Origin of the sequence: Candidatus Enterococcus avicola, assembly GCF_047470845.1 — a bacterium.
GTDB classification, from domain to species: domain Bacteria; phylum Bacillota; class Bacilli; order Lactobacillales; family Enterococcaceae; genus Enterococcus_D; species Enterococcus_D casseliflavus.
Window position 1 is genome coordinate 156,002 of sequence record NZ_JBLGTY010000004.1, and the last position, 26,932, is coordinate 182,933.

Annotated in this window: 22 protein-coding genes; 2 read left to right on the plus strand and 20 right to left on the minus strand. The window is 44.1% G+C overall.

Translation table 11 applies throughout. From position 1 onward, the window contains the following. Positions 1 to 54 precede the first annotated feature (54 nt). From ACI3E5_RS05820 to xylB, 11 genes are all read right to left on the minus strand, one after another. Complete coding sequence (locus ACI3E5_RS05820) at positions 55 to 726, minus strand: beta-xylosidase family glycoside hydrolase (RefSeq protein ID WP_498821021.1); 672 nt, start codon at positions 724 to 726, stop codon at positions 55 to 57. Positions 727 to 774: 48 nt separating this feature from the next. Continuing rightward, positions 775 to 1,518 (minus strand): glycoside hydrolase family 43 protein, encoded by a 744-nt coding sequence (locus tag ACI3E5_RS05825; RefSeq protein ID WP_498821023.1) that lies wholly within the window; start codon positions 1,516 to 1,518, stop codon positions 775 to 777. Continuing rightward, on the minus strand, positions 1,519 to 3,789 hold the full coding sequence (gene yicI, locus ACI3E5_RS05830; protein ID WP_428211705.1) for an alpha-xylosidase: 2,271 nt from the start codon (positions 3,787 to 3,789) through the stop codon (positions 1,519 to 1,521). It lies immediately after the preceding gene. Continuing rightward, the gene (locus ACI3E5_RS05835) at positions 3,786 to 4,685 is read right to left on the minus strand and encodes an ROK family protein (RefSeq protein WP_087627926.1); all 900 of its coding nucleotides are present in this window, start codon (positions 4,683 to 4,685) and stop codon (positions 3,786 to 3,788) included. The genes yicI and ACI3E5_RS05835 overlap by 4 nt, the downstream gene beginning before the upstream one ends. A 144-nt stretch (positions 4,686 to 4,829) precedes the next feature. Beyond that, entirely contained in the window at positions 4,830 to 6,257 is a 1,428-nt protein-coding gene (locus ACI3E5_RS05840) for a 6-phospho-beta-glucosidase (protein WP_142968687.1), read from the minus strand. Positions 6,258 to 6,267: 10 nt separating this feature from the next. Further along, on the minus strand, positions 6,268 to 8,118 hold the full coding sequence (locus ACI3E5_RS05845) for a beta-glucoside-specific PTS transporter subunit IIABC (protein WP_016608398.1): 1,851 nt from the start codon (positions 8,116 to 8,118) through the stop codon (positions 6,268 to 6,270). Positions 8,119 to 8,229: 111 nt separating this feature from the next. After that, positions 8,230 to 9,060: a BglG family transcription antiterminator LicT gene (gene licT, locus ACI3E5_RS05850; protein ID WP_010749938.1), complete on the minus strand. Its 831-nt coding sequence runs from the start codon at positions 9,058 to 9,060 to the stop codon at positions 8,230 to 8,232. A gap of 362 nt (positions 9,061 to 9,422) precedes the next feature. Beyond that, complete coding sequence (locus ACI3E5_RS05855; protein WP_498821028.1) at positions 9,423 to 10,829, minus strand: response regulator; 1,407 nt, start codon at positions 10,827 to 10,829, stop codon at positions 9,423 to 9,425. Positions 10,830 to 10,865: 36 nt separating this feature from the next. Then, positions 10,866 to 12,332 carry a glycoside hydrolase family 1 protein gene (locus ACI3E5_RS05860; protein WP_142968685.1) on the minus strand — a complete coding sequence of 489 codons (1,467 nt, stop codon included), beginning with the start codon at positions 12,330 to 12,332 and terminating at the stop codon, positions 10,866 to 10,868. 140 nt (positions 12,333 to 12,472) lie between these two features. Next, entirely contained in the window at positions 12,473 to 13,780 is a 1,308-nt protein-coding gene (xylA, locus tag ACI3E5_RS05865) for a xylose isomerase (protein WP_005228447.1), read from the minus strand. A gap of 117 nt (positions 13,781 to 13,897) precedes the next feature. Then, positions 13,898 to 15,394: a xylulokinase gene (gene xylB, locus ACI3E5_RS05870; RefSeq protein WP_167821468.1), complete on the minus strand. Its 1,497-nt coding sequence runs from the start codon at positions 15,392 to 15,394 to the stop codon at positions 13,898 to 13,900. Between the two features lie 250 nt (positions 15,395 to 15,644). Between xylB and ACI3E5_RS05875 the strand changes: the two genes are divergently transcribed. Then, positions 15,645 to 16,823, plus strand: coding sequence for an ROK family protein (locus tag ACI3E5_RS05875; RefSeq protein ID WP_498821030.1), 1,179 nt, complete (start codon positions 15,645 to 15,647; stop codon positions 16,821 to 16,823). Between the two features lie 55 nt (positions 16,824 to 16,878). Here the strand turns inward: ACI3E5_RS05875 and ACI3E5_RS05880 are convergent, their stop codons facing one another. The 4 genes from ACI3E5_RS05880 to ACI3E5_RS05895 all read right to left on the minus strand — a co-directional run bounded on the left by ACI3E5_RS05880 (position 16,879) and on the right by ACI3E5_RS05895 (position 21,690). Continuing rightward, positions 16,879 to 17,712 carry a carbohydrate ABC transporter permease gene (locus ACI3E5_RS05880; RefSeq protein WP_005228444.1) on the minus strand — a complete coding sequence of 278 codons (834 nt, stop codon included), beginning with the start codon at positions 17,710 to 17,712 and terminating at the stop codon, positions 16,879 to 16,881. Continuing rightward, complete coding sequence (locus ACI3E5_RS05885; protein WP_034858631.1) at positions 17,713 to 18,624, minus strand: carbohydrate ABC transporter permease; 912 nt, start codon at positions 18,622 to 18,624, stop codon at positions 17,713 to 17,715. Between the two features lie 127 nt (positions 18,625 to 18,751). Further along, complete coding sequence (locus ACI3E5_RS05890; RefSeq protein ID WP_005228442.1) at positions 18,752 to 20,077, minus strand: ABC transporter substrate-binding protein; 1,326 nt, start codon at positions 20,075 to 20,077, stop codon at positions 18,752 to 18,754. Then, the gene (locus tag ACI3E5_RS05895) at positions 20,074 to 21,690 is read right to left on the minus strand and encodes a glycoside hydrolase family 43 protein (protein ID WP_498821033.1); all 1,617 of its coding nucleotides are present in this window, start codon (positions 21,688 to 21,690) and stop codon (positions 20,074 to 20,076) included. The genes ACI3E5_RS05890 and ACI3E5_RS05895 overlap by 4 nt, the downstream gene beginning before the upstream one ends. Before the next feature lie 266 nt (positions 21,691 to 21,956). Between ACI3E5_RS05895 and ACI3E5_RS05900 the strand changes: the two genes are divergently transcribed. Beyond that, positions 21,957 to 22,751, plus strand: a complete 795-nt coding sequence (locus ACI3E5_RS05900) for a helix-turn-helix transcriptional regulator (protein WP_005228440.1) — start codon at positions 21,957 to 21,959, stop codon at positions 22,749 to 22,751. Positions 22,752 to 23,013: 262 nt separating this feature from the next. Here ACI3E5_RS05900 and ACI3E5_RS05905 read toward each other — a convergent pair whose 3' ends face one another. From ACI3E5_RS05905 to ACI3E5_RS05925, 5 genes are all read right to left on the minus strand, one after another. Next, positions 23,014 to 23,736: an HAD family hydrolase gene (locus ACI3E5_RS05905; protein WP_395997494.1), complete on the minus strand. Its 723-nt coding sequence runs from the start codon at positions 23,734 to 23,736 to the stop codon at positions 23,014 to 23,016. 96 nt (positions 23,737 to 23,832) lie between these two features. Next, positions 23,833 to 24,450 carry a bifunctional 4-hydroxy-2-oxoglutarate aldolase/2-dehydro-3-deoxy-phosphogluconate aldolase gene (locus ACI3E5_RS05910; protein ID WP_395997495.1) on the minus strand — a complete coding sequence of 206 codons (618 nt, stop codon included), beginning with the start codon at positions 24,448 to 24,450 and terminating at the stop codon, positions 23,833 to 23,835. Next, positions 24,447 to 25,544, minus strand: a complete 1,098-nt coding sequence (gene uxuA / locus ACI3E5_RS05915; RefSeq protein ID WP_395997496.1) for a mannonate dehydratase — start codon at positions 25,542 to 25,544, stop codon at positions 24,447 to 24,449. The genes ACI3E5_RS05910 and uxuA overlap by 4 nt, the downstream gene beginning before the upstream one ends. A 20-nt stretch (positions 25,545 to 25,564) precedes the next feature. After that, on the minus strand, positions 25,565 to 26,020 hold the full coding sequence (locus ACI3E5_RS05920) for a PTS sugar transporter subunit IIA (RefSeq protein WP_005228436.1): 456 nt from the start codon (positions 26,018 to 26,020) through the stop codon (positions 25,565 to 25,567). A gap of 24 nt (positions 26,021 to 26,044) precedes the next feature. Next, positions 26,045 to 26,920 (minus strand): hypothetical protein, encoded by an 876-nt coding sequence (locus tag ACI3E5_RS05925; protein WP_498821037.1) that lies wholly within the window; start codon positions 26,918 to 26,920, stop codon positions 26,045 to 26,047. Positions 26,921 to 26,932: the final 12 nt, after the last annotated feature.

Here is a 26,932-nt window from a genome sequence, read left to right on the forward strand (position 1 = left end):
GCAAAGCCCCCCTTCGATTCCTGTTTCAGAAATCGAAGGGGGGCTTTTGATTGATTAGAAATCCCGCACATGAACGGTTTGTTGTGGTGAAGAAGCACTGGCGTAACAGCCTACCATGATCCCAGTAAAGACACCGCCAACTTCAGTAGTCAGATATTTTGTTTCTCCACTACCTAAAGGCTGTGCTTGTCCTTGCTCATCAACAACAGAAAAACGATACGTTTCTTTATCTGCGCTCAGCTGCAAGGTGACTGTATCTGCTGCATAAGGCAGTTTCTTTTCCACTTTCCATAGGGAACCGATTTGTCGGCGGAAAACTAACTGCTGACTGGACGCCGTTTTTTCCAGGTAGCCCTCATAGTGATGGGTGGCATTTAAGAAAACCGTCAATCCCGCTTGTCCATCCGTTAGTTGCCGACAATCAAAGGTTGCTTGAAATTGTTGATCAAAGGCGGTTTGCCGTTGGAACACAGCCGCAAGTTTGCCTTGATCAGACAGACCCGTCTGATTAGGATGCAGCAAGAAGCCATGCGGCTCTTCTTCAATCAACGTCGGGTCCCATTCGAATAAAGTCACGTAATCAGGCTTGCTGCTCTTCTTTTGTGTTTCCTTTGGTGCCGCTGCTGTGTCTACCTGAATGGTTTCTGGTAGATGACCTTCCTCGCCAAACACCGGCCATGGGTTTGACCAGTCCACTGGCAGCAGGCATGTTTCCCGCCCTAACAAATGCCTCAAAGGATAGCTGATGGGGCGTACTGCTAGACAGACTGCCCATCAGTTGCCTTTAGTATCTTGCACGAGATCCGCATGCCCTGCGGCTTGCAGTGGCAGATTCGTACTGCGATTGGTCATCACTGGATTGTTGGGGCATGCTTCATAGGGTCCCGTCAAGGAACGGCTGCGGGCCATGGTCAGCATATGCCCATAGGACGTTCCGCCTTCGGAGATCAACAGGTAGTAATAACCGTCTTTTTTATACAAGTGGGGGCCTTCTGGATCAGCCGCTCCGCTGCCCGTCCAAATATTTTGCCGCGGGCCTAGTTCTCCAGAAGCCAAATCGATCGTCCGCAGATAGATCTCCTTATGGGTGCCTAAGTAATAGGTCTGCCCATCGTCATCTACGAAAATCGTCGGGTCGATCCCAGGGGTGTCCAGCCAAATCGGGTCAGACCATTCACCAGCGATGTCATCCGTCCAAATCAGAAAATTGCCTTCTCCTCCTTCGTTTGCGCCAACGTTAGTACAAACGAGGTAAAAGCGGTCCTTGATGAAACGCAAGGTTGGGGCATACAGACCAAAAGCATTGGGGTTTTTCGTCGGTAGCTGCAACTGCTCAGTTCGCGAAAGTCCATGGCCAATCAGCTGCCAGTCTGCCAAGTTTTTACTTTGATAGATTGGTAATCCAGGAAAATATTCAAAGGTACTCGTCACCAGATAAAAGTCTTCACCGACACGGCAAATACTGGGATCTGGATGAAATCCAGGTAAAATTGGATTCGTGATGGTTCGCATGGGCATCTAAAACTCCTTTATCGTGGTTTGGTCAGCCGTCAGCTCATGGCTCGTTTTTCCAGCAGTCGTGTGTATCTGCAAGGATGCTTGCTGGATGCCAGTCAGCTTGACGATCAGTTCTTGATCGACTCTTTCGACAGCCACCTCGCCAAGCCACTCACCGTGGTGATCATAGATAGCGGCAGCGGTCTTGTCTTGCGGATCAAAAAGATGGATCGTTGGCTGTTGGGCATAGTCATAGACTGCTTTGGTTTGTTCATGGCCTTCGATAATGACTTGATTTGGTCGGACTAACAGTGGCAAGTGGAAATAGTCATAGGTTTCTTGGTACCAGCGTCCGCCCTCGTATGCTTTGCCAGATAAATAGTCGATCCAATGCCCCTTCGTTTTCGGTACGTAAAAGGAGACTGTTCCTTGATCATTAAAAATGGGCGCCACTAAAAGGTGTTCCCCCAGCATGTATTGGCGATCCAAATGATGGGTCATCTCGTCTTCAGGAAACTCTAAGACCATTGCTCGCATCATCGGAATCCCCGTTTGAGCGGTTAGCACCGATTGGGCTTGCAAGTAAGGCATCAAGGACAGTTTTAACTTGGTAAAGGCTTTAGCTACCGCCACGGCTTCGTCGTCATAGACCCATGGCACTTTGTATTCCCAGCTGCCATGGTAACGGCTATGGGAAGACAGCAGACCAAATTGTGTCCAGCGCTTGTAGAGGTCTGGAGTTGAGCCAGCTTCAAACCCTGAGATATCGTGGCTCCAATACCCAAAGCCGCCTAATCCAAAGGATAGACCTGCTCGCAGCGACTCTGCCATCGATGGATAATCCGAGGTACTGTCGCCGCCCCAGTGTACAGGCAAACGTTGCGAACCAACCGAAGCTGCCCGCGCAAAAACGATGGCTTCTTCTGCTCCCTTGACTTCTTTCAGCAAGTCAAAGACGACCTTATTGTATAGATAGGCGTAATAATTGTGCATTTTTTCTGGATCAGAGCCATCATAGTACACCGCATCGGTGGGAATCCGTTCACCAAAATCCGTTTTGAAGCAATCCACCCCCATGTCTAATAAGGCACGCAGCTTGCTGTTGTACCAAGCGATCGCTTCAGGGTTGGTGAAGTCGACGACCGCCAAACCAGCTTGCCATTTGTCCCATTGCCAGACATCTCCATTGGCGCGTTTCAAAAAGTAGCCATTCGCCATCCCTTCATCAAACAAGGGTGATTTTTGCCCAATGTAAGGATTGATCCAGACACAGATTTTCAATCCTTTGGCTTTCAAGCGCTGCAGCATTTTTTCAGGTTCTGGGAAAGTTCGTTCATCCCATGTGAAGTTGCACCACTCATATTCTTTCATCCATAAGCAGTCAAAATGAAAGACCTCAAGAGGGATATCACGTTCTGCCATACCGTCTACAAAAGACGTCACGGTTTGTTCATCATAATCCGTCAAGAACGAGGTACTTAGCCACAAACCAAAGGACCAAGCAGGCGGCAACGACGGTTTCCCCGTCAAATCAGTGTAGCGCTGAATCACTTGTTTTAACTCATCGCCGGCAATCACAAAGTACTGCAGCGATTGTCCTGGATTGCTGAATTGAACACGCGAAACTTTTTCACTCCCCACTTCGAATTGCACCCGATCTGGTGAATTGACAAAGACGCCATACCCTTTATTACTTACATAAAAAGGAATATTTTTATAAGCTTGCTCTGTACCAGTCCCCCCATCGGCATTCCAAATATCAACACTTTGGCCATTCTTCACGAAATTAGTAAAGCGTTCCCCTAAACCATAGATCGTTTCTCCCACATCCAGAGTCAACTGCTCGCTGATATGGGTATTTGCTTGCGGATCGATCACTAAGGCTTTGCTGCGAGGCTTGCTTTGGGTAATCAGCTGTTCTTTGTAATAAAACGAAGCTGTCACATTTTCCTCTTTGGTGATTACGACTTGCAAGTCTCCCGAGCGAAAAACATATGATTGCTCGTCTTCTGAAATATCAGGAGTGATCGCTTCTGTCATCAATTCAAAATCGGGGGCTTTGGCTTGGACCCCTTTATAGTTATAGAGGGTGATCCCAATGATATTGCTTCTAGGGGTAGTGACTTCCATCGTTAACAATCCGCCATCCAGCGTTGCCCCTTTATGTCCGACATAGCTATAAGGCAGATATAAAACCAATTTGTTTTCTTCTTTACGGGCATCGTAGACATGCACCGCAAATTTCACATCAAATCCTTCACGAAATAACCAACCGCCATCTGAAAATTTCATTTTTTTCCTCCTTGTTGGATCAATGTCAACGCCCCTAACAGACCAGAATCATTATAGTAACGACAAGTCTCGATCGGCACTTGGAAATCTGGCCAATGGGGGTTCTCATTGATTGCTTGTTTGATTATAGCTAATAGATCAGGGTGTTGGCTGATGCCGCCGCCGATCAGTATTTTTTCGGGATTCATCGTGACAGCTAGGTTGTAAATCGCAAGTGCGACATAACGTGCCCACTGTTTCAGGATCTCCTGCGTTTCAGGATCACTCGACCGCTGTTGCATGATGGTTTCGCCTAAAATCTCCTCTGATTCAGGAATCGCTTTTGCCCGCCGATAGGCAGCAATCAGTCCTCTCGTTGAAGCTAGATCATGGAGGGTCGCAAAAGAAGATGCTTGAAAATCAGTGATCATCATTCCGAATTCTCCTGCCCGAAACCCATGTCCGTGAATCAACTGGCGCTGATGAACGAGCGCGCCACCAATACCGGTGCCTAATGTGATCATGACAAAATCTTGTACGTCAGCAGCATTGCCGGTAGAAAGTTCTGCTAAAGCAGCACATTTTGCATCATTTTCGATCCAGATCGGATAGGACTTGGTTAAACGCTGCTGCAGCTCTTGTACGACAGCACAGCCGTGTAAAGGAGCCAACGCCCCCGCCATGATCGCTCGGCCATTGACTGAATCAATGAAACCAGGAAAACTCAGCCCGATCCCTTCGATGACATGCGCTTGCTCGACTTCTTTTATTTTGGCAGCTAAGGCAGCAAAAAATTCATCCCGCGTATTACTCGGGGTTTTGATTTTGCCTCGGTCCAGCCATTGATTCTTCTCCGTAAAAACCCCGAATTTGATATAGGTCCCCCCTACATCAAAGCACAGGCGTACATCTGTCATTTCTCCTCCTCCGTTCGAAAAGCGCTTACAGTTTCATTTAAATTATATAAAAGAAAAAAAAGAAAGCCTACTTCTTAGAATAGACTTTCTTACTATAAAAATTAGCTTTTTTCTGTCTCCGATAGGCAATAGGATACTTCTTTTTTATTTCAGTATTGCTCCATTTGAAGCAATGACTTCCTTATACCAATCAAAAGAATCTTTCTTGATTCGATCAAGCGAACCATTCCCTTCATTGTCACGGTCTACATAGATGAACCCATATCTTTTTCGCATTTCACCTGTAGTAAATGAGATGAGATCAATACAGCCCCATGCTGTATACCCAATCACATCAATGCCGTCTTCCTCGATGGCAAGCATCATTTGTTTGATGTGTTCAGCTAAATAGTCAATCCGTTCGGGATCATGAATGCCGGTTTCTGTCATTTGGTCATTAAAACCAAAGCCATTTTCCACAATAAAAATCGGCAGTTCATAACGGTCCTGCAAGAGATTCAGCATATAGCGCAATCCCATGTGGTCAATCGTCCAGCCCCATTCCGTCATCGTTGCATAAGGATTCGTTGTTAGCACACTGCTGCCCAACAAAGGATCATGTAGATAGTTTGCATCTGAGCGGGTAGATACTGTATTGCTTAAATAATAAGTAATACCGATATAATCAACGGTGCCATTTGCCAAATCATCAAGATCGGCTTCTGTCACATCGATCGTGTACCCTTTTTTCTGCCATTCATTGAGAATTCTTTTTGGGTAGTGTCCACGGACATGTACATCTGTGAAATAGAGTTGATTATTATCTTCTTGTTGTGCTAACAATTGATCACGAGGATCAGAAGTCAGCGGGTAATTAGGCGTGGCAGCTAAACAGCAGCCAATTTGAAACTCAGGATTGATTTTTTTCGCAGCTGTGACGACACGAGCTGAAGCAACAAACTGATAGTGAGCAGCTTGGTACATGCCTGCTAGTTTCTCCTCATCCTCGTCAAAGATCACACCAGAATTGGTAAAACTGTAAATTGGATTATCGATGATCCGCTGATTGTTGATCTCGTTAAATGTTAGCCAATACCGCACTTTTTCTTTGTATCGTTCCATTACAGTTTGCGCAAAACGTTCAAAAAATCCGATCATCTTTCTGTTGCGCCAAGCCCCATAGGTTTCAACTAAATGATAGGGCATCTCGAAATGAGACAACGTCACAACAGGTTCTATTCCATATTTTTGCATCTCGTCAAAGACCTGATCGTAAAAATACAGCCCTTCTTCGTTCGGTAGTTGTTCATCTCCTAAAGGAAAAATTCGTGTCCATGCGATACTGATTCGCAAAGCTTTGAAACCCATTTCCGCAAAAAGTTTGATATCTTCCGGGTAACGATGGTAAAAATCAATGCCTTCATGATTCGGGTAATATTCCTCAGGCAAGATTGTGTTGGTAATTTTCCGAGGCCGATCTTTCGTTCCTGCTGTCATCACATCGGCAATACTGATCCCTTTCCCGCCTTCTTGCCAAGCACCTTCCACTTGATGAGCGGAGATCGCACCGCCCCATAAAAAGTTTTCTTTCATTTTCAAACTCCTATCCTTCGTTGTTTACGGTAAACAGAATCCCTTCTACTTCAATTGTTCCGGCCGTTGTTTCGTACTCGATTACTGTATCTGGTCCACAATTTGTAACGATCACGGGTGTCGATAATTGATAGCCTTTATCCAGAATCGCCTGCCGGTCAAAGGTCAACAAACGATCTCCTCGTGCAATTGTCGCACCATTTTCGACGTTAACATCAAAAAACTCACCATTTAGATTCACGGTATTCAATCCAACGTGGATCAATAATTCAACCCCTTGATCAGATTTAATACCAATCGCATGCTTAGAAGGGAAAACAGCAACAACAGTACCTGCAAAAGGTGCCCGAATGATTCCTTCATCGGGGATGACCGCAATTCCTTGTCCAGCGATTCCGCTGGCGAACACATCGTCTTCCACTTCTGCTAAAGGCATCACTTGTCCTTTTACCGGTGAATAAATCGGAGTTGCTGCATTGGTTAAGATACTTTCTACCTCTGATTCAGGCTCTGCTTCAAATTCTGTTAGTTCGCTTTCCTTCACGCCGAAGAAATAAGCCAGTAAAGCTCCTGACAACAATGAAACGGTGATTCCGATCAGATAACCCACCAAAGGACTGTAAACAGGCAAGGAAAAAATATTATGGAAAACATACGCATTCATCGTCACACCAAAAGCGCCTAACACCGCTCCGCCTAAACCACCGGAAATAGCTACGATCGGCAAAAGTCTTTTGTAACGAAGAATAATCCCATAGACGATGGGCTCTGTCACGCCGGCAAAGAAGCCAGTCAAGGCAACTGGGCCTGCCAAAGCCCGCATTTTCGAATGTTTTTTCGCTCGTAAGAAGAAGCCAACTGCAATCCCGATTTGAGCAAAAACAGCGGCCAATGCCATTCCTTCAATAGGGTCTCCACCTAATCTTGTCAGATTATCTAACGTTACAGGTGTAAAGCCCCAGTGCAAACCAAACATAACCATGAAGGTCATCCCGCCGCCTAAAACGATGCCTGAAAGGATCCGGCTTTTTTCAAATAACCACATTACACTTCCTGATAAAAGATCCCCGAAAAAGGTGCCGAATGGACCAAAAAGGATAACGGTCAATGGAATCATGATCATCAAACTAAGCATGGGTACGGCAAACAATTGAATGTCTTTATAAATAATCTTTTTCAAAAATTTATCTACAAATTGATAAATAAAAATAGCCGCAAAAATCGGAAATAGGGTTGTGGCATAGTCCACGGCTTGAACTGGTATGCCTAAGAAATTTGTATTTTCCACGCCAATCAACCCAGTAAACTGAGGTTCCAACAATGCTGCACCAATCACACCGCCAACGTACATGTTGGCACCTAATCTTTTCGACAACGTGATCCCTAAGAAAATCGGTAAAAAATAAAATATTGCATTACTCGCGGCACTCAAAATGACATAAGTAGAAGATTCTGCTGATAACCAATTAAATTGGGTCAAAACCGTCAGCAGTGCTTTTAGCATCCCCGAACCTGCTAGAGCAGGAATTAAAGGAGAAAAAGCACCTGAGATAATTTCAAATACGGCGTTCAAATTAAAACCTGTTTTTTTCGAAGAACCTGTTTCTTGATCTGATAACCCAGCCATAGCTGAGATCGTCGCATAGTAATCTGATACATTGCTGCCGATTACGACTTGATATTGTCCTCCACTTTGTACAACGGACATCACATAGGGCAGTTTTTGAAGTTCCCCTTTATTGGCCTTGGTGTCATCCTTCAAGCCAAAACGCAATCTCGTTGCACAATGAACCAAGCTGTCGATATTTTTTTCACCACCGATCAAGCGAATGATCGCGGCACTTTCGTTTTCAAATTTCATAGTTATTCTCCTTTTGCGTATAATAAAAAGCGTGATCTAGAAGACACCTCAAACAAAAGACTCGTTTGAGTGCTCACTCTAGGTCACGCCTGCTTTACCAGTAACGATCCGTTAAGATGCCAATCGATTTAAATGTAAGGTTAAATACAACACTTCATCTTCAGTGATTTCCCACTGATACCTATTTTCCAGAAATTGCTTGATTTTCATAGCACACTCATAATCCAACGGATATTTCAGTTGAATCACATCTAATAAACTAGACGCTGGTTGAGCTGGTAGCTCATTGCTCATCTGTCGTTTAACAAAGTAGCGAATGTGAGTGATGAATCGGGAAAAATAAATAGAGTCTTGTCTGAATTCTTTGCCATAATGATAATTGATGATCGTCAAAATATCTTTCATGACTTTGGAAATCAGCATTGTTTCTTCCATTCCGTTGTTATCGCCTAAAAAATTCACGAAATGCAGCGTAATAAAAGCAGCCTCATCTTGCGGAATATTCAGATGTGTTCGCTTTTGCATCAGCTCAACCGCTTGAAGACCAATTTCATATTCTTTCGGGTACACCTGCTTTAATTCCCATTCTAGGGGTGTTTGAATTTTCATCCCTTCTCTTGCTCTCGTCAGAGCAAAACCGATATGGTCTGCAAGTGCTACTAGCAGTGCAGGATTGCTTTCGCATTGAAACGCTTCCTCAAACAATTTTAAAATATCGCTGGCCAGTTGCAGATCACGATATTCAATCCGTTTAAGCAGCTGTTCCAAATCTGCAATGCTTTTTTGGTCGTTAATGATGAATCGCTTTTCTATTTTCTTTTGATCGACAGTGTCGCCTGGCTTCAAACCAAAGCCGATGCCACTCCCCATCACAACTTCTTCTTGGTGATTGTCGTTCAGGACTAATGAAGCATTATTATTAAATACTTTGACGATTTCCATGGTCAACACCTCCTAAAATAAAACAAAAAAATAACGTCACCAACTAGCTATGATCTTTTTCCAAAACAAACGAATGGAGAAAATCTCATACCTGTGGTCACGCCTGCATTATCAGTAACGATCCGATGCACTTACTATACTTCAAAATGAAAACGACGTCAATAGCTTTTTTAAAGCATTTTCTTGTATGAGCTTCTGACGAGATTATTCAAAAAAATGGCGACAAAAAAAGACGTGTTGTCTCTTGCTGCCGCCATGCGAACCTGTAATGCCGCTTTTTCTTTTCACAAATTTCTCTTTTCATTGCCTATTCGATGGACTGTTTTCCTGAAAAGCAGCTGCTCATGTATCAGCGAATTTTCTTATGTTTTCCGAAACTCATTCGGTGAAACCTGATGGTATTGTTTGAACTTTTTGTAGAAATAATCAACATTGCTGTAGCCCACCAATTCAGCAACTTCGTAGACCATTAGATTGGAATGACGCAAGATTTCCACCGCTTTTTCCATTCGTACTTCATCCAAGAACGCCAAATAATTTTTCCCAGTTTCTTTGCGAAACTTCTTGCCTAGATAGGCACTATTGTAATTGAAACGTTCCCCGATTTTTTTCAAGGTCAAATCTTCTTGATAATGCTTTTTCGTGTATTGGATCAATTCTGCAATGATATCGATTTGGTTCAAACTGCTGGCGACTGTTGCTTGCAAGTCTGCTAGTTTTGCGGTGATCACCTCTTGCAGCATTGGAAACGTCTGGGCGAGAAAAATCTGCTGATGCACTTCGTCTGTCGACCATTTGATTGCTAAGGCTACTTTTTCACTGATTTGATGCTGCAGCCATTCGATGTCACCATTGATTTGCCATTTGATCTCTTCTTCCAATGCCAATGAATGATAAAAGGTTTGATAATAGCGGGATAACGGCTGTTCTAACGGATCGTTTGCCAAAATCGCCTTAACTAATTCTTCACGCAAATCGCTTCGTTCTTCTGCTTCTTGCGTCGTATCCAAAACATGGTGAGAAATGACTTGATTGGGAAATAAGAAAATCAATTTACTTAATGTCTGGATATCGATCATCAATGGCTTCAAGTTATCTTGCGCCGCAAACCAGCGGGAGATCAAGATTTCTTGGTGAGCCAATTTTTTACGGCACCACGCATCGATCGCCTCGTCGGAAAAGCGCTCCTCGTTTAACAAAACCAAATACCGATGATGCCGATGGATCAAGGTGACGACTTGCGCCACTTGCTCCTGCAATTTCTCAACCAGCTTTTGGGCATCTGCCTCCTCGGAAAGACGCAATAGCTTGATGGCTTGTGCGTCTTTGATCCCCGTTTGATCCCCGCCAAACAATTTCTCCATCAACTGACTCTTCTGATTTTTCTGCTGATCGGTCTTGGCTTTTTGATCGATTTTCGTCAAAATACCGATCAGCTCTTCTTCATCAACTGGTTTCAGCAAATAGGTCACAGCGCCCAGTTGCAAAGCTTGCTTGGCATAGTCAAAATCTGAGTAGCCGGATAAAATAATGGCAAAAAACAAAAGCCCTTCCTCCGATGCTGCTTGCACCATCTCAAGACCATTTTTTCCCGGCATACGGATATCAGCGATCACAACGTCTGGCTTCAATTCACGGATCATTGCCAAGCCAGCTTCGCCGTTTTCCGCCGACCCGACGATTTGATACCCCAGACGTTCCCAATCGATGATCAGAGGTAGCCCATTTCGGATCGATGCTTCATCGTCAACGATCAACACTTTACGCATTTTCCAACCTCCATTTTCAGCTACTCCTTCGTTACATCATGTTTCACTTGTCAAACTTGCCCCGTTGGTGCGAATCACCTCTTGATACCAATAAAAACTATCTTTCGGGATGCGCGCCAACTGACGTTCGCTTTGATTGTCGCGATCGACATAAACAAACCCATAGCGTTTTTTGTATCCATTCAACCAACTCAGTAGATCTGTAAAGGACCAAGCACAATAGCCGATCAGCTCAACCCCATCCGTGATGGCCTTTTGCAGTTCCACCAGATGTTCCTGCAAATAGGTGATGCGGTATGGGTCATGGATCTGTTTGTCTTCTGTCAATTGATCGATAGCGCCTAACCCATTTTCAGTAATAAAAATCGGCAAGTCATAATTGGCTTGGATGCGCCGCAAGGCTACACGGAAACCAACGGGATCGATCTCCCAGCCCCAATCTGTTTTTTTCAAGTGAGGATTTTCTGCTGTCGCAAACATGGTTTCTTCGGGTGAGAACTCACCAGCTGCCGCTTGCATCAAATACGGATCGACTTTAGAAAATTCTTTCTTTTCAGCTGACTGCTTTTGCAAATTGTTTTGCTGGGCCGTCCCACCGTGATAGTAATTGATTCCTAAGAAATCAGGTTTTGCCTGTTTTAATAGTGCTTGATCTTCTGGAGTGACTTCAGGAGCCAAGCCAACTTTGGCTAATTGCTTGTACACAAATTTCGGGTATTCGCCTTTGCAATAGACATCTAAAAACCATGCGTTATTGAAGGCTTCGCCATTTTCTGCTGCTAGCACATCTTCTGGGTCACAGCTAAACGGATACATCGGGCCATAGCCAAAACTTGGACCGATCTTGCCCTGAGGAACCAGCTCATGGAACAAATTGATCGCCTTAGCATTGGCAAGGTTGATGATATGATTGGCTGCATACATCCGTTTTAAGTCCTTCAAGCCCGGCGGATGTGCCGCCCAACGGTACCCAAGAGAAGTGAAGACATTTTGTTCATTCATGGTGACCCAATAGGTGACTTTCTTTCCTAGGCGTTCAAAAAGGATCCGACAATACCGTTCAAATGCTTCTGCTGTTTCTCGGCCTTCCCACCCTAAGTATTTGTCTTGCAAAGCCTGGGGAAGGTCCCAGTGATACAGCGTCAAAATCGGCTCTACTCCTTGCCGAAGCAATTCGTCCACCAGCTTTTCGTAAAACGCCACACCCGCTTCATTGACCGCGCCTTCGCCATCAGGCAATATTCGCGACCACGCCACGCTGAAGCGATAGGCTTTCAAGCCCATTTGCTTCATCAAGGCAATATCTTCTTTGTATCGATGGTAATGATCGATCGCCACTTTGCCGTTGGTTTCCTCAAAAGTATTGCCAGGAATTTGGGCATAGGTGTCCCAAATCGACGGACCTTTGCCGTCTTCTGCCCATGCTCCTTCAATTTGATAGGCCGCCGAAGCTGCCCCCCATAAGAAGTTTTCTGGGAAAGGATCTAAGTTTGTGTGAAACATCAAGTTGCCTCCTTCATTTCCTAAACCGAAATAAATCGGTTACATTTTATCGTATCATAATTTGGTTGATTCGTAACAATTGCTAAAAGATATTTTTAGGTGAAAAAACTGCCGCTCCTCAGAACGACAGTCGTTTCTTATTAAAACAGGTAATCATTCAAACGAGATTTCACATATTCAATGTGGCTGGATTCTAATTCGATTTGATCATGAGCCAATGCGTAATCTGTCAGTGTTTCTAAGCTTTCCTCATCAGCAACGATCTTCGCTCCGATGCCTTCTTGGAAAGAGGCGTACCGTTTTTCCTTCAACTCGTCTAAGAAGCGGTCTTCTTTTAGTTTCGCTGCTGCTTTCAACGCTCTGGCATACGTATCCATACCAGCGATGTGGGCTAACAACAGATCTTCCATTTCAAATGACGAACGACGGACTTTAGAATCGAAATTGATTCCTCCCGGCGCGATGCCGCCGTTTTCTAAGACTTCGTATAAAGCGAGTGTGGAGTCAAAGACGTTGGTTGGGAATTCATCCGTATCCCACCCTAACAGCATATCTCCTTGGTTGGCATCCAGTGAGCCTAATGCGTTATAGCTACGGGCAACGGCGATTTCATGTTCAAAGGTATGGCCAGCTAATGTTGCATGATTGGCTTCTAGGTTTAATTTGAAATCTCCTTCTAAGCCGTAGTGCTGAATGAAGGCCATCGTTGTCGCTGCATCAAAATCATATTGATGTTTTGATGGTTCTTTTGGTTTCGGCTCTAATAAGAACTGAGGTTTATGACCGATTTTTTCGCCATAAGCGATCGCCATTTTGAATAGACGGGCGATGTTGTCTTGTTCAAATTTCATGTCTGTATTCAACAAGGTTTCATAGCCTTCACGGCCACCCCAGAAGACATAGTTTTCGCCGCCTAATTTTTTCGAGATGTCTAAGCCTTTTTTGACTTGGGCTGCCGCATACGCATAAACTTCCGCATTATTGGTGGAAGCAGCGCCGTTATTGAAACGAGGATGTGAGAACATATTTGCTGTATTCCATAATAGTTTGATTCCCGTTTGTTCCATTTTTTCTTTGATCAAATCGGTGATTTCGTCTAAGTTTTGGAAAAATTCTTCTAACGTTTCTCCTGCAGGTGCCACGTCAACATCATGGAAACAGAAGAACTCTGCCCCTAATTTTTCGCAAATCTCGAAGAAGGCTTCTACTCGATTTTTCGCCGTTTCCATTTCGGTGTCACCGATCCACGTCCGTTTGTTGACAGGTGCGCCGAAAGGATCAGAGCCGTCTTGCGTCATCGTATGCCAATAGGCGATTGCAAAACGTAGATGATCTTTCATTTTCTTGCCTAAAACAACTTCTTCGGCATCGTAGTGGCGAAATGCAAACATATTGTCTGTTTTAGGACCTTCGTAGCGGATTTTTTCGATCTCTGGGAAATAAGTCATTGTTGTTGCCTCCATTTTATGTTTTTTAGTGTAATAAACTAACTTACTTGTTTCCAATCATTTAGAACCAAAAACGATTCCTCGCTTTGATCAAGTAGATTGCCTGCTGCCATTACGCTACTCGATTTGCGCCAATGCATGGCAGATAGGTGCGGTTTGTTGGTAGACGGTGCGGTAGATCGCATAAATTTCTTGGTATTTGGCGACATTTTCAGGAATCGGTGCAATGGCCTTGCCGTATTTGACAAAGGCGTTAACACAAGCTGCTGCATCTGGATAAATGCCGCTGCCGATTGCTGCCAGCATTGCTGCTCCCATACCTGGACCTTGCTCAGTAGACAAAGTCAGCATTTCTGCATTAAAAATATCGGCTTGCATTTGCAGCCATTCGGCATTTTTCGCACCGCCCCCCACAGAAACGATCTGGGTGAATTTCCGCTGTGCCCGTTCTTCCATGATCATTTGGGAATCTTTCAAAGAGAAGGTGATCCCTTCTAAGACGGCACGACTGAAATGCTTTTCGCGATGCCGTGTGTCGATGCCGATAAAACTACCCCTGATTTGGCTGTCGGTATGCGGGGTGCGTTCGCCCACGATATAAGGCGTAAACAGCAGGCCTTCTGCCCCTGGGTTTACCTCACTGATCGCTGAAAGCAATTCCTGAAACGATTGGTTGGGGGCAAACGTATCACGATACCAGCTTAAGGAATTTCCAGCGGCTAACGTGACCCCCATTGAATACAACTTGTCTTTGATCGCATGACGGAAAAGGTGTAGATCTCCTTGATAATCAACCTCTTGCGCTTCTTCAAAGGATAAGAACACACCGCTAGTGCCAATCGACACCATGCCGACACCTTCGGCGATGATCCCTGAACCTAATGCAGCACAGGCATTGTCTGCGCCACCTGCATAGATCGTCACCTCTTGTTCAAACCCAAAGGCTTCTTGCAGCTCTTTTCGCATTTGCCCTACAGGCGCTGCTGATTCAAAAAGCGGCGGCAGTAAATCCGATGCGATTGCGAATTTTTCTAGAATGGCTTCAGACCAGCACTTCTTTTCGATATCCAGCAGTAACGTACCCGCTGCATCGGAATAATCCATCGAATAGTTCCCAGTCAGCCAAAAAGCCAAGTAGTCTTTTGGCAGCATCATGTGACGAACTTGTTGCCAATGTTCAGGCTCGTGTTCTTGGACCCATAAAATTTTTGGTAAGGTGAACCCTTCCAAAGCAACATTCTTGGTGATTGCTTTTATTTCCTCTCCAAAGGATGCCATGATCGCTTGGCATTGTTTGGTGGTTCGAACGTCATTCCATAATATTGCCGGACGAATGACTCGGTTTTCTTCATCCAATAAAACAAGACTATGCATTTGCCCAGAAAAGCTGATGCCGATCAATTCCTTCTGCAGCGTTGGAAGCTGCTGGATCAAGGTTTTGATCACCTTATCTGCCGCCTCTTGCCAATGCACCGGCTCTTGCTCACTGAACCCCGGTCTAGGGGATGACAATGGATAGTCAGCACTTGCTGTTCCTTGGAGTTCCCCGGTTTGATCAAAAACTAAGCCTTTTAACGCACTTGTTCCTAGATCCAACCCTAAAAAATAAGCCATCTCTTCTCTCCTTCCTCTGTTTGAAGCAGTTAACCATTGACTCTCAAACGGTTAATTAGCATTCAAAACTAACTAATTGGATAGTAAACGATTCTCGCATTCCTGTCAAGCGCTTTCAACGAATCTTTCATGGTTTTTCCTTCTCAAACTGCTGCTCCTACATTCTGCGTCTTTTCTTTATTCTTCAGCTTGCACAATATTAATTTGCACGGTAAACTAACACTAATCACATCTACGAAGAGGAGAACACATGATTATCAATAAAATGGGCATACGCGAACAAAATGAAGCGGCTGTATTGAAGACGATCATTGACAATGAAAATGTGTCACGAGCGGAAGTGTCAAATTTGACCCATCTCAATAAAGCGTCTGTTTCTCAAATAACCAAAAAACTGATCGACACGGACTTCGTGCGCGAAGTCGGCATTGGTGATTCCACTTCGATCGGTGGTCGCAAACCGATTCAATTGCAATTCAATCACCGTAGCAGCTTAGCTGTTACCTTTGACATCGGCTATAACTATGTTCGAGGGATGCTCTCTTATATCAATGGCGAGATGATCGCCTCTGCCGACCATTCCCATGAATTGATCACCAAAGAAAATGTACTAGCGACGATCGATTCCATGATGAAAGAGTTTTGGCCGCAAATGCCGCAAACCACTCATGGATTAGTAGGAATCTGTTTGGCGATCCACGGCATCGTTCATAATCAGACGGTCACCTTTGCCCCCTACTACGACTTGGAACACTTTGATTTGATCGCCCCTTTGAGCCAAAAATACAATACGGCGGTCTATATAGAAAACGAAGCCAATCTGACGGCTTTAGGCGAGTACTGTTTTTCTTCTGATTCCACGAATTTACTGAGCGTCAGCGTCCATAGTGGGATCGGTGTCGGAATCATCGTTGCTGGGCAGCTACAAACCGGTACTCACGGCATGGCGGGGGAAGTTGGCCATTCTACGCTCTTTCCTCACGGCAACTTGTGCCCTTGCGGCAATCGAGGCTGCTTAGAGCAATATGCGTCGAACAAAGTCTTGTTTGACACCTACAGTCACTATACAAAAACTGCGTTCGTTAATTCGGATACCTTTGCACAAGCCTATCATGCCGGAGAAAAATCAGCAGTCGAATTGGCGCAACAAAATGTTGAGTTTCTTAGTATTGGGCTAAACAATGTCATCACTTTTTCTGATCCCGAAGAAGTCTATATCAACAGCTCGGTCTATCGCAAAATTCCTGATTTATTACTGGCGCTGCAACAAAAATTGACCAGCCAGTTCACCAAAAACACGAAGATCAAAAACAGTCGATTAGGCGATCAAGCCCCGCTGTTTGGCGGTAACGTTTTAGTGGCGAAACATTTCTTGAATATCAACGATTTGCGCTTTGCAGCACTTGATCTCTCCCGTGTGATCCATTAAATGAATGCTGGACTGAAGACTCAGTCCAGCGTTTTCTTTTGGTAAAAAGGTCTCGCTATCCTTTGATTCCGCCAGCCGTTACACCGCCCACGATGTATTTCGATAGAAACAGGTAAATCAGTAGCAAAGGAATAATACTTAATGAGATCCCTAGATACATACTGCCAAATTCAGTACGGTAAACATCCGTTTTCAGCAATTGGACCAGCATCGGCAACGTATACTTTTCCGTATCGTTGATCAAGATCAAGGGCATCAAGAAATTATTCCACGAGGTCACGAACGAGAAAATCGCCATGGTGGCTAAGCCCGGTTTCATCAAGGGCAACATGATGCGATGGAAAATTTTGATTTCGCCGGCTCCGTCCAAACGAGCAGAATCTGCCAAATCAGGATGATAGATCGTTTCTAAGTATTGCTTTAAGAAAAAAACGGTAGCAGGTGATGCGATCGCTGGTAAAATCAATGGCAGAAAATTATTTAAGAGCCCTAAGCGATTCATAAATTGATAAAAACCGATCATGCTAATTTGCTGAGGAATCATGATCAGCCCAAGAATGACAGCAAACAGGACTTTCTTGCCACGAAACTCATAGGCGATCACGCCATAAGCTGTCAATGCCGAAAAATATACATTGAGAACGGTAGCGCCAGCCGCAATCAAGAAACTATTTTTAAATCCATTGAAAACATTGAAGCCTCTGCCCATTAAGACGGACCAGTTGTATTGGAGATTACCGCCAGGCCACAAAGACAGCCCTTGCTGGATCTGTTCTGCTGAACGGGTCGCATTGACTAAGACGACCCAAAAGGGCAGAATACTTAAGATGGTCAGCAACACCAAAAAGACATAGATCAACAATCGTTTTGCTCGATAGCTATTTTCCATTTATTTTCGCCCCACTTTGCTGTTTTCTTTGAAAAATTGAAACAATAACGTGCTTAATACGATCGAAAGTACCAATAATAGCACCGACGCGGTTGCGGCAACGTTGAAATTCCGACTCCCGGTAAAGGCTTGGTTGTAGATAAACATTGTGATCGTTAAGACACTATTGTTGGGATTGCCGTTTGTCAGCAAAAAAGGAATGTCGAACATTTGCAAGCCGCCAATCAAGGATGTCACTAATGTATAAAGCAAGATTGGTTTTAACAAAGGCAGCGTGATCTTGCGGAAAATTTGACCATCATTGGCTCCATCGACCATTGCTGATTCAAAAAGAGCATCATCAATGCTCAAAATGCCCGAAACTAAAACGATCGTTGTCTGTCCATACCACATCCAAAATTGGATAAAGGAAACGATCAGCCGAGTGCCCGTTTCACTACGGAAAAAGTCATAGGGCTGGTCCAAAACACCGAAATGCTGCAAGACTAGGTTGATCGGACCTAACGGAAAACTGAACAAAACGAAAAATAAGATTGCTACTGAAGCGGCAGTAATGATGTTGGGTAAGTAAAAAACGACTTTGAAAAAGCCTTTCCCCCGCAAGCGCAACTTGATATTGGTAAACCATGCCGCCAGCAACAGAGCCAAGCCAATTTGAGGGACAAAGTTTACGCCCCACAAAATAAAGGTATTGCTGATGGATTTTAAAAATAACGGGTTGCGAAAAATCGCAAAATAGTTATCCAGTCCGACAAGATTGGCAGCTGGATTCCACCCTTTTAGATCCGTAAAGCTTAGGTAAATCGTATAGAGAATTGGATAAAGCTGAAAAACCAAGAATGCTAGAAAAAATGGTGCGATAAATAATAGCCCATAGCGATGATACTGTTCAAATCTTCTCTTATTCTGCATCGTAATCCCCCTGATATTTTTTCTTCTACTGCCAACTTCTGCCTGTAAAGACAAGCCATTTAAGCAGCGCATAGTACCTAGAAAAGGTTGAAACCGACCCCGTCTTCGGTGCCGGTTTCTCCAACACCTAATCTACTTGAACATCTGGATAAGCATTGACGACCGCATCTTTAAAGTTTTGGATCGCCGTTTCCTGATCCACTTCACCTTTTGAATATGGTGTCAAACAACTATCCGTAAAGAGGGTTTCAATCGTCTGATCATACTCGGTCAGAATTTTCGCGTTGATGTCTTGAACCATATCGGCAAATTCTGCATAGTGGTTTTGACCGCCTAAAAATTCCTCTTCATATTCGCCTTTAATTTCTTCAACGACTCGTTCATTTGATACAAAATCACCGGTATCTTCGGCCCATTGTTTTAAAAATGCTTGATCTGTGGTCAAGTAAGCCACCAATTGCGCAGCTTCTTCTTGCATCTCAGAATTTGCCGTAGCACCGATCCATGTGCCGCCCCAGAACCACGACGAAGGTCCTTGGATCATGCGCCAGTCCCCTTCTGTTGAGCTAGAGTTATCGGCAGCTGTCGCATTTGGTTTTAACCAATAGTGCAGCCCCCATGTCGGCAAACTATAACCGAATACATTGTCGCCATTCATTCCAGCAAACCAAGCTTCTGATTGTCCTTCTGTATCTTGTGTCAGGCCTTCTTCTACAAATTTGCGTGATACATCCAACAAGTCATACAAACTGTCGTCGATCACTAATTTGCCGTCTTCAACCCAGCCATGTTCACGTTGACCATAAAAAGGCTTTGCCAAATCTTGGACACTAGAGATCATATAGGTGGTTCCACCACTTTTTTCTTTGACTGCTTTGGCTTGCTCATAGAACTTGTCGTAGTCTGACAATGCCGCTTGCGCAGCCGCTGGATCATCGATCCCTAGCAGCTCTTCTGCCATCGATGCCCGGTAATAAAAACCGCCAGGAGCAGCTTGCCAAGCCAAGGCATGAAGAACCCCGTCTTTTGAAGTCCCTACGTCTTTGACATATTGATACGTATCTGCCGCGGCTTCATCAAGCCCCAGTGAACCAAGGTCTGCCATCATGCCTGATTCCACATATTTTTTGACAAAGGCAGATTCTAAAGCAATCACATCTGGTGCATCTTTGGAACCGAGAATCGGATCGAGCTTGGTCTCGAATTGGTCAGAAGGAATCTCCACGATCCGAATGTCATAGGCCAAGTCGTCATGCGCCGGCAAATAGTAATCATTGATCATTGTTGATAATTCTGAAGTAAAGGTCCAAACCACGAGTTCATCCTTGCCACTACTTCCCGTTGCGCTATTATCTGAGCTGCTGTTTCCAGAACCATTCCCGCAGCCACTAAGCATAAAAGCTGCTAAGCCCGCTACTGACGCTGTTTGTAAGACCCGTTTCCAATTTTTCATCTTTCTTCCTCCTCGATTTTTTGATAGTCAAATGAATCAAAATCAGCCGCCAAACGATTGCCGGTCGTATCGATCGCAAACATCCCTACAAAAGCCCCTGTAAAGAATCCACCGTAATGTTCTGCTACATAGTCGTCAGACAATTGCAAGCTGTCAAATAGATGATCGATGACCTGCCACTCTTTTTGATCAAACGAGTACGCGTATTGATAGTGGGCATAATTAACGATCGTTTTGAAGTAGACTGTTTGTACATCGGCTGGTATCACAACTTCTGGTGCTTTTTGACTCTTCAGTTGGCCCTTTTCGCTTGCCAATACAGTGATGATTCTGCCTTTCGTCTCATCATGAGTGATGTAGATCGCCGACCAGTTTTGTGTATTGTAGTAATTCGTCATGCCTGCCAACTGTAGAAACGAGGTCGGTGAAAATTCGACGGCAGTCGTTGCTTCGAAACGAAAATCGCTCCATCTTCTTGCCACCAGTGCTTGATGGAACAAGGAATTGAACGACTCTCGCCCATACAAGCGCAAGTACCCTGGTCGTGCGGTCAAACTACCGATTTCCTCAGAAAAAGGAATCCGCAAGGTTTGAAACACTGGTGCCAACGACGCCTCTTCAAAATCATCAAAGCCTGATTCTATTTCCCACGGATGTTCAGGCAGCTGTGGCTGTGGGACTTCCTCTTTTGGAAAGTTTCCGCCTGTGATATACGGCCAATCATTTTCCCAATAAACAGACTGGATCGCTGTTTCTCGTCCGAGCGGGCAATAACCGCGATTTTCTAAGAGGGGCGTTTCTGGATACTTCAGCGCTCGCCCTGTTAAGTGAACAAAATACCATTCATCGGTCTGAGTTTTCACAAATGAACCATGGCCAGCTTTTTGTAGCAGGATCTCTGGCTGTCCCCAGGAACTGATCAGAGGGTTTTGAGGATGAACTTCATAAGGCCCTTCGATGTGCGTCCCACGAGCGATGGTACTTGCATGTTCAAACTTAGTGCCGCCTTCTGCCGTCAATAAATAATAATAGCCGTTCACTTTATACATAACCGGTGCTTCCGTCAATTTGCGCTCTGTTCCTTTGAAGATTATTTTGGGCTGCCCCACCAATTTCTTGGCTTGCCAATCAAACTCTTGGAGAGCGATCCCATAAAAGGAATGGTTTGTCAGGCGATAATCCCAAACCATGTTCAGAAAATATTTTTTGCCGTCGTCGTCATGAAATAACGAGGGATCGAAACCAGAAGAATTCATATAAATTGGTTCTGACCAATCCCCATCAATGGTTTCACAGGTGATCAAATAATTGTTCACATCTTTCCAACTATTAGATTGTGTTTTGACATCTGAATAAATCAACCAAAAACGACCATCACTGTAACTTAAGTTTGGCGCCCAAACGCCCCCAGAATCTGGGTTTCCTAGCATATTCAACTGACTGACACGATTGACTGGTGTACTGATCAAGCGCCAGTTCCTCAAATCCTTCGAATGGAAGATGCGCACACCTGGAAACCATTCAAAGGTCGACGTAGCAATGTAATAATCTTCACCTGCACGACAAATACTCGGGTCTGGATGAAAGCCTGTTAGTATCGGATTGGTAATCAAAAAAATTTCCTCCTCTTTCCCTTTTTGGCATTTTGTGATTCAACTGAGTGTCAGTAGGAATGAGCTTCATTCAGTTAGTAAGTTTTCTTTACTAATATACCTAACAAAAAAAAGAAACTTACTGCTGCAGCTCATTTTAAAAATATTCACTAATCATTGTTCTATTTACTTTCTTCAGCTGAACTGTCATAATTATAGAATGAAATCGCTGTCATTCACAGGACGATTTCCACACATCGATAGACAAAAAATGGAGGATAGATCGCGTGACCATTTTAGAAGAATACCATTTCGGCGAATACCTCGGCGTTTCCAGTTACCATCCCTACTCGCTTAATTACATGGAACATTTTCATCGTTCCTTTGAATTGCTTTTTTGTAGTGATGGCGAAGCGGTTGTCAAAATCGAAGAAAGTCCCTATGTCCTTACGACAGGCCAAGTGTTATTAGTCATGCCTTATCAGACTCATGCCATTGAAACCCCTAAGGAATCACAATTGCATATTCTTGTGTTTTCACCTGAGTATATTCCAGATTTTTACGCCAAAACGAAAGATTTCGCTTTGTCAGATCCGGTGATCACCATTGATTCATCTGTTGCCAAGCAGCTCTACTATCCTTTATTTGAAACGGATTCCCTCTATTTACGAAAATCGGCACTGTATCAAGTCCTTTACCTTTTTGAACACCAAACGACTTTATTACCAGCCAAAAATCAAGAGGATATCCTGATCCAGCTACTTGTTTACATCGAATCCCACTTCAAAGAAGAACTGACGCTCGAAAAACTAAGCAGCAGTATCGGCTATAGCAGCGTCTACGTTTCCAGAATGATCACCGATAAATTGAAAAGCACCTTTCCTCGGCTTTTGAATCAAGCAAGAATACGCCATGCCTCTTTTTTGCTGACCCATAGTCTCTTGCCGATTACGGAAGTAGCAGAACAAGCAGGCTTTCAAAATGTGCGAACCTTCAATCGAAATTTCAAAGCATTGACCTCACTGACGCCAAAAGAATACCGTTTAAAACACAATGCTCATTTTTCGTTGCTGAAGGAATAGCGTAAAAAAGCAGCTTCACTTAGCTGTAAAGTGAGCTGCTACAATCTTACTCGTTTTTCTAGTCAGCCTTTTGCCTCATTCCTAGAAACTAGTGAAAAACGCACTAACTTCCCCTTCTTCATAGAGAAATGAGCAGGAAAAAACCAATTGCAAAAATGAACCTTTGTTGTTTTACTGATTCCACAAAACTATGCCTGTTTTAAAACACCGTACTTTTTAGCTTCATACCCTTTTGCTTTGTTGATACTTCTTGGAATATCGATCAATCCCAAGAAAAATGATTCACGACGAGCCAGTCTTTGACTTTCGTCAGATCAGAAAAAGTTTTCACCTGTGCAGCGACTTCTTGCTCAAGTTTTGGCTGTTTAAGCAAAGGATACTTCCCATTTTTCTTGACTGGCAAAGCACTCAAATCATCCGCAATCAGAAAAGCTGGGATCTCGGCTTGTTTTGCGGCTTTTATGCCAGCTAGAGAATCTTCTAATACCAAGGCTGCTTCAGGCTTTACGCCTAATTGTTGGCAAGCTGTTAGAAAGATTTCTGGATCAGGTTTGCCCTTTCGCACTTGATCCCCAGAAACCACCGTATCAAACCAATCTGGCATCTGTTCCATTTCAAAGTACGCCTTGATTTTTTCTTTCGATGAAGAGGATGCTACGGCTATCAAGCAATCTTGTTTTTTTAATGCTTCCAACAGGTCAAGAAGGCCGGGCTTTTTGAACACCCGTTTTTCTTCAGCTAAAATCACTTCTTTCTGACGATTCATCGCTTCTCGCCACCGATCCGTTGGTACTTGATTGCCATAAAGTTCCTGCATCCCTATACGAATATCTGCTTCCGTTCTGCCAGTCAGGTAATAATAAACTTCTTGGCAAACTTCAAAATCATATTCCTCCGCGGCTCTTAAATAAGCGCGGTAAGCTAGACGACCTGTTTCAAACATCAAACCGTCCATATCAAAAATCACCAGTTTTATCTTTTTCATCCTATAGCCTCCTTTACTTTTCTGCGAATAAAAAAGCAATGGTACCAAAATCCTTTGGCACCCATTGCTTCACCTTGTTTATTTACAGCTGACTGCTCAACTTAGCAATGATTTTACATGCGCCAAATGGCTGTCAGCCTTTTCCCGACCTTCTTTTACTAGTGATTCTGAAAGAATGAAGGAGCCGCCAACTGCTAGCACCTGCGGATCAGATAAATAGTCTTGCATATTTTCGAGGTTGATTCCGCCAGTTGGGACAAATCGAATATCATAAAATGGACCGCTGAGGGCTTTGATCGCCGGCAAGCCCCCGTAGATATCCGCGGGGAAAAATTTCACAACTGATAAGCCATAAGCCGCTGCTCGTTGAATGTCATTTGGGGTAGCTGTTCCTGGAAACACTGGAATGTTTTCGGCAAGACAAAATTCCACCACATCAGGTACAAGAGCAGGGGAAACAATAAAGCGCGCCCCTTTCTCAACTGCTGCTTTCGCTTGTTCTAAGGTGCGCACTGTGCCTGCACCGACGATCAATTTGCCTGATTGAGAGAGTTTTTCCATCGCTGCTAAAGCAAGGTCACTGCGGAAGGTCACTTCAATAAAGGATAGTTCATGTTCGATCAACAGTGATTCTACTACTGGCAAATAGGTAAGATCCGTTGCAGTGTAAAGAGGCAATACCCTTGTTTTTGCCAATTGTTCATAGAGTGTCATACACTCTTTCCTCCCTTCGTTTCCTTCGATTGCATTTGTTCTTTCAAGACGGCTTCATGAAGCCCTTGAAGATAACTGATCCCAATCGCGCGATCATACAGACCATAGCCTGGCATCGCCACTTCCCCCCAGATCGTCCGCCCGTGATCTGGACGGATGACGCCATCAAACCCGACCTCAACCAAGGCTTTCATGATGGCATACATATCTAATGATCCTTCGGTGGACAGATGGGCGGATTCTTTAAATTTACGTTCCCCCATAAACAACACATTGCGGAAATGAACAAAGTTGATGCGTCCTTTTAAGGCATGAACGATCTCCACCATGTCGTTTTCTGGATCGGCACCTAACGAACCGGTGCACAACGTTACCCCGTTATAAGGCGAATCCACGATGGCCATGATTTTTTTCAAGTCCTCTAAATTTTTGGTGATTCGTGGCAAGCCAAAAATTTCCCAAGGTGGATCGTCGGGATGGATCGCCATTTTCACATCTACTTCTTCACACACAGGAATGATCCGCTTTAAGAAATAGCTTAAGTTATCAAAGAGGATCTCTTGAGTGACCCCTTCATAAATTGCCATCAAACGCTGGAACTTTTTCAGTCGTTCTTCTTCCCAACCTGGCAATTTAAAGCCTTTTGATTGGCTATGGATCAGCGTATACATCTCACTAGGTTCCATATCATCCACAACGGCTTGATCATAGAGCAAGGAGAAGCTGTCATCCTCGTTTTGGTAAAATAGATTTGTTTTGGCCCAGCCGAAGATTGGTTTGAAGCTATAGCAGATCATATGTACATCACAAGCTGCTAAATTCCGAATTGTTTGAATATATTGATCGATGTAGTGATCCCGTTCCTCTGTTCCAGCTTTGATCGCATCGTGGATCGCCACACTCTCAATCCCTAATAGCGAAAGATGCTCTTTTTCAATTGATGCTTTTAGTGCGTTGATTTCGGAAATCTCCCAGACATCTCCGGGCATTTTATTCAGAAGTGTTCCTACAATGCCGTGCATTCCTGGAATTTGTCGAATATTCGTTAACGGGATCGTATCCCCTTCCCCGTACCATCGAAACCCCCATTGCATTTGCTATCATCCTTTCGTTTTTAAAAATCATCGTCCTCATCAGTTTCTTCGCTACTATCACCTGCTGAAGAATTGTGCCAAAGCGCTACACTGTTTTCTCCTTGCTGGATCACTGCTGCCACCGCCTGTTCAATCGGTGTTGCCAAAAATTGGTGATTGATCGCTTCTAATACCATCGGCAGATTCACTCCGCCGATCACATACGTCTTTTCCTGAAGAGGTTCTTCTAATTGATTGATCGTTACAACCGACTGATTATAGGGACTCGCACTCAATAGATCAGCAAACACCACTACACCGTCCCCTTGATCTGTTTCGTGGATTGCTTCATGGATTTTGTTTCCCAGAAGTTGAATATCCTCTCCGTGGTTCAAATTAACGACTGCAATATTTTCGACACTGCCCATGATCACCTCTGCAGCATCTTTAAAACCAGTACTCAGCTGTCCGTGAGTTGCCAATACGATTCCTAACAAATGTTGTTCCTCCTTTTTCGCTTCCTAACCAAATAACGCAAGGACTTTTTGCATATTCCTACTATTCAGCTCTTTTTGCTTTAATTGTTTTCTAGGCAACACATACGTCTGATCCTGCTGCTTTTCTGCACAAAACAGATAGTTGATGCTGCCCATCGTTTCACTACTGTGTTCGATCGCCAGATGCTGCAGTTGCCCTTCATTGAATTGCTTGCCGATAGCTCGAATCGGAGCATCGGCGCCGATAGAATCTAAATAATAAATCTTCGCATTCGGCCTTACTGAATCACGTAACACTTCCAACCCGCGTTCTCCAAAACTTCCTTCATCAAGAAACGCAAAAGCAGTCGCTGTTTGACTGTTTTGACTGATCAGTGACAGCAGCGCTAAGATAGAGGACGTATTGCGGGTCAGATTTTGCTCAAATCCTGCCCCGCGGCTTACGCGATTTAATAACAGAAAATAAATACCGACTCCTAAAGCAAAAAGCGCTGTTTGCCATGACAACAAGGGAAATCTCCCTGAGACAAAGTGGATATAAAGCCAGGTACCCAACAACCCAAAAAGAATCATCACTGCTGAAGCAGTCAGAATAAATTGATTTGTTTTGCGCCCTTGCTCCTGCCGATCAAAAAAATGGTAATCGCCAAAATGCTGTGGCGGTGTATCATAATATGTGCAGATGATCCGTTTTGCTTTGGTCAGATCGCCAACATACAAATTGCGTGAGGCGTTTTTTTTCGTGTGATCATACTCGATCACCTGAAGATCTTTGCGAAACGGAATGATATCTGCGATGAGTGCCTTCAAAAATCTTTGTTTGCTTTTATCCGTGGAACGCGATCGGTAGACATACCGATAACGAAAAAGCCAATCACGAAATGTTTCTGTTTGATTCATGGCGAATTCTCC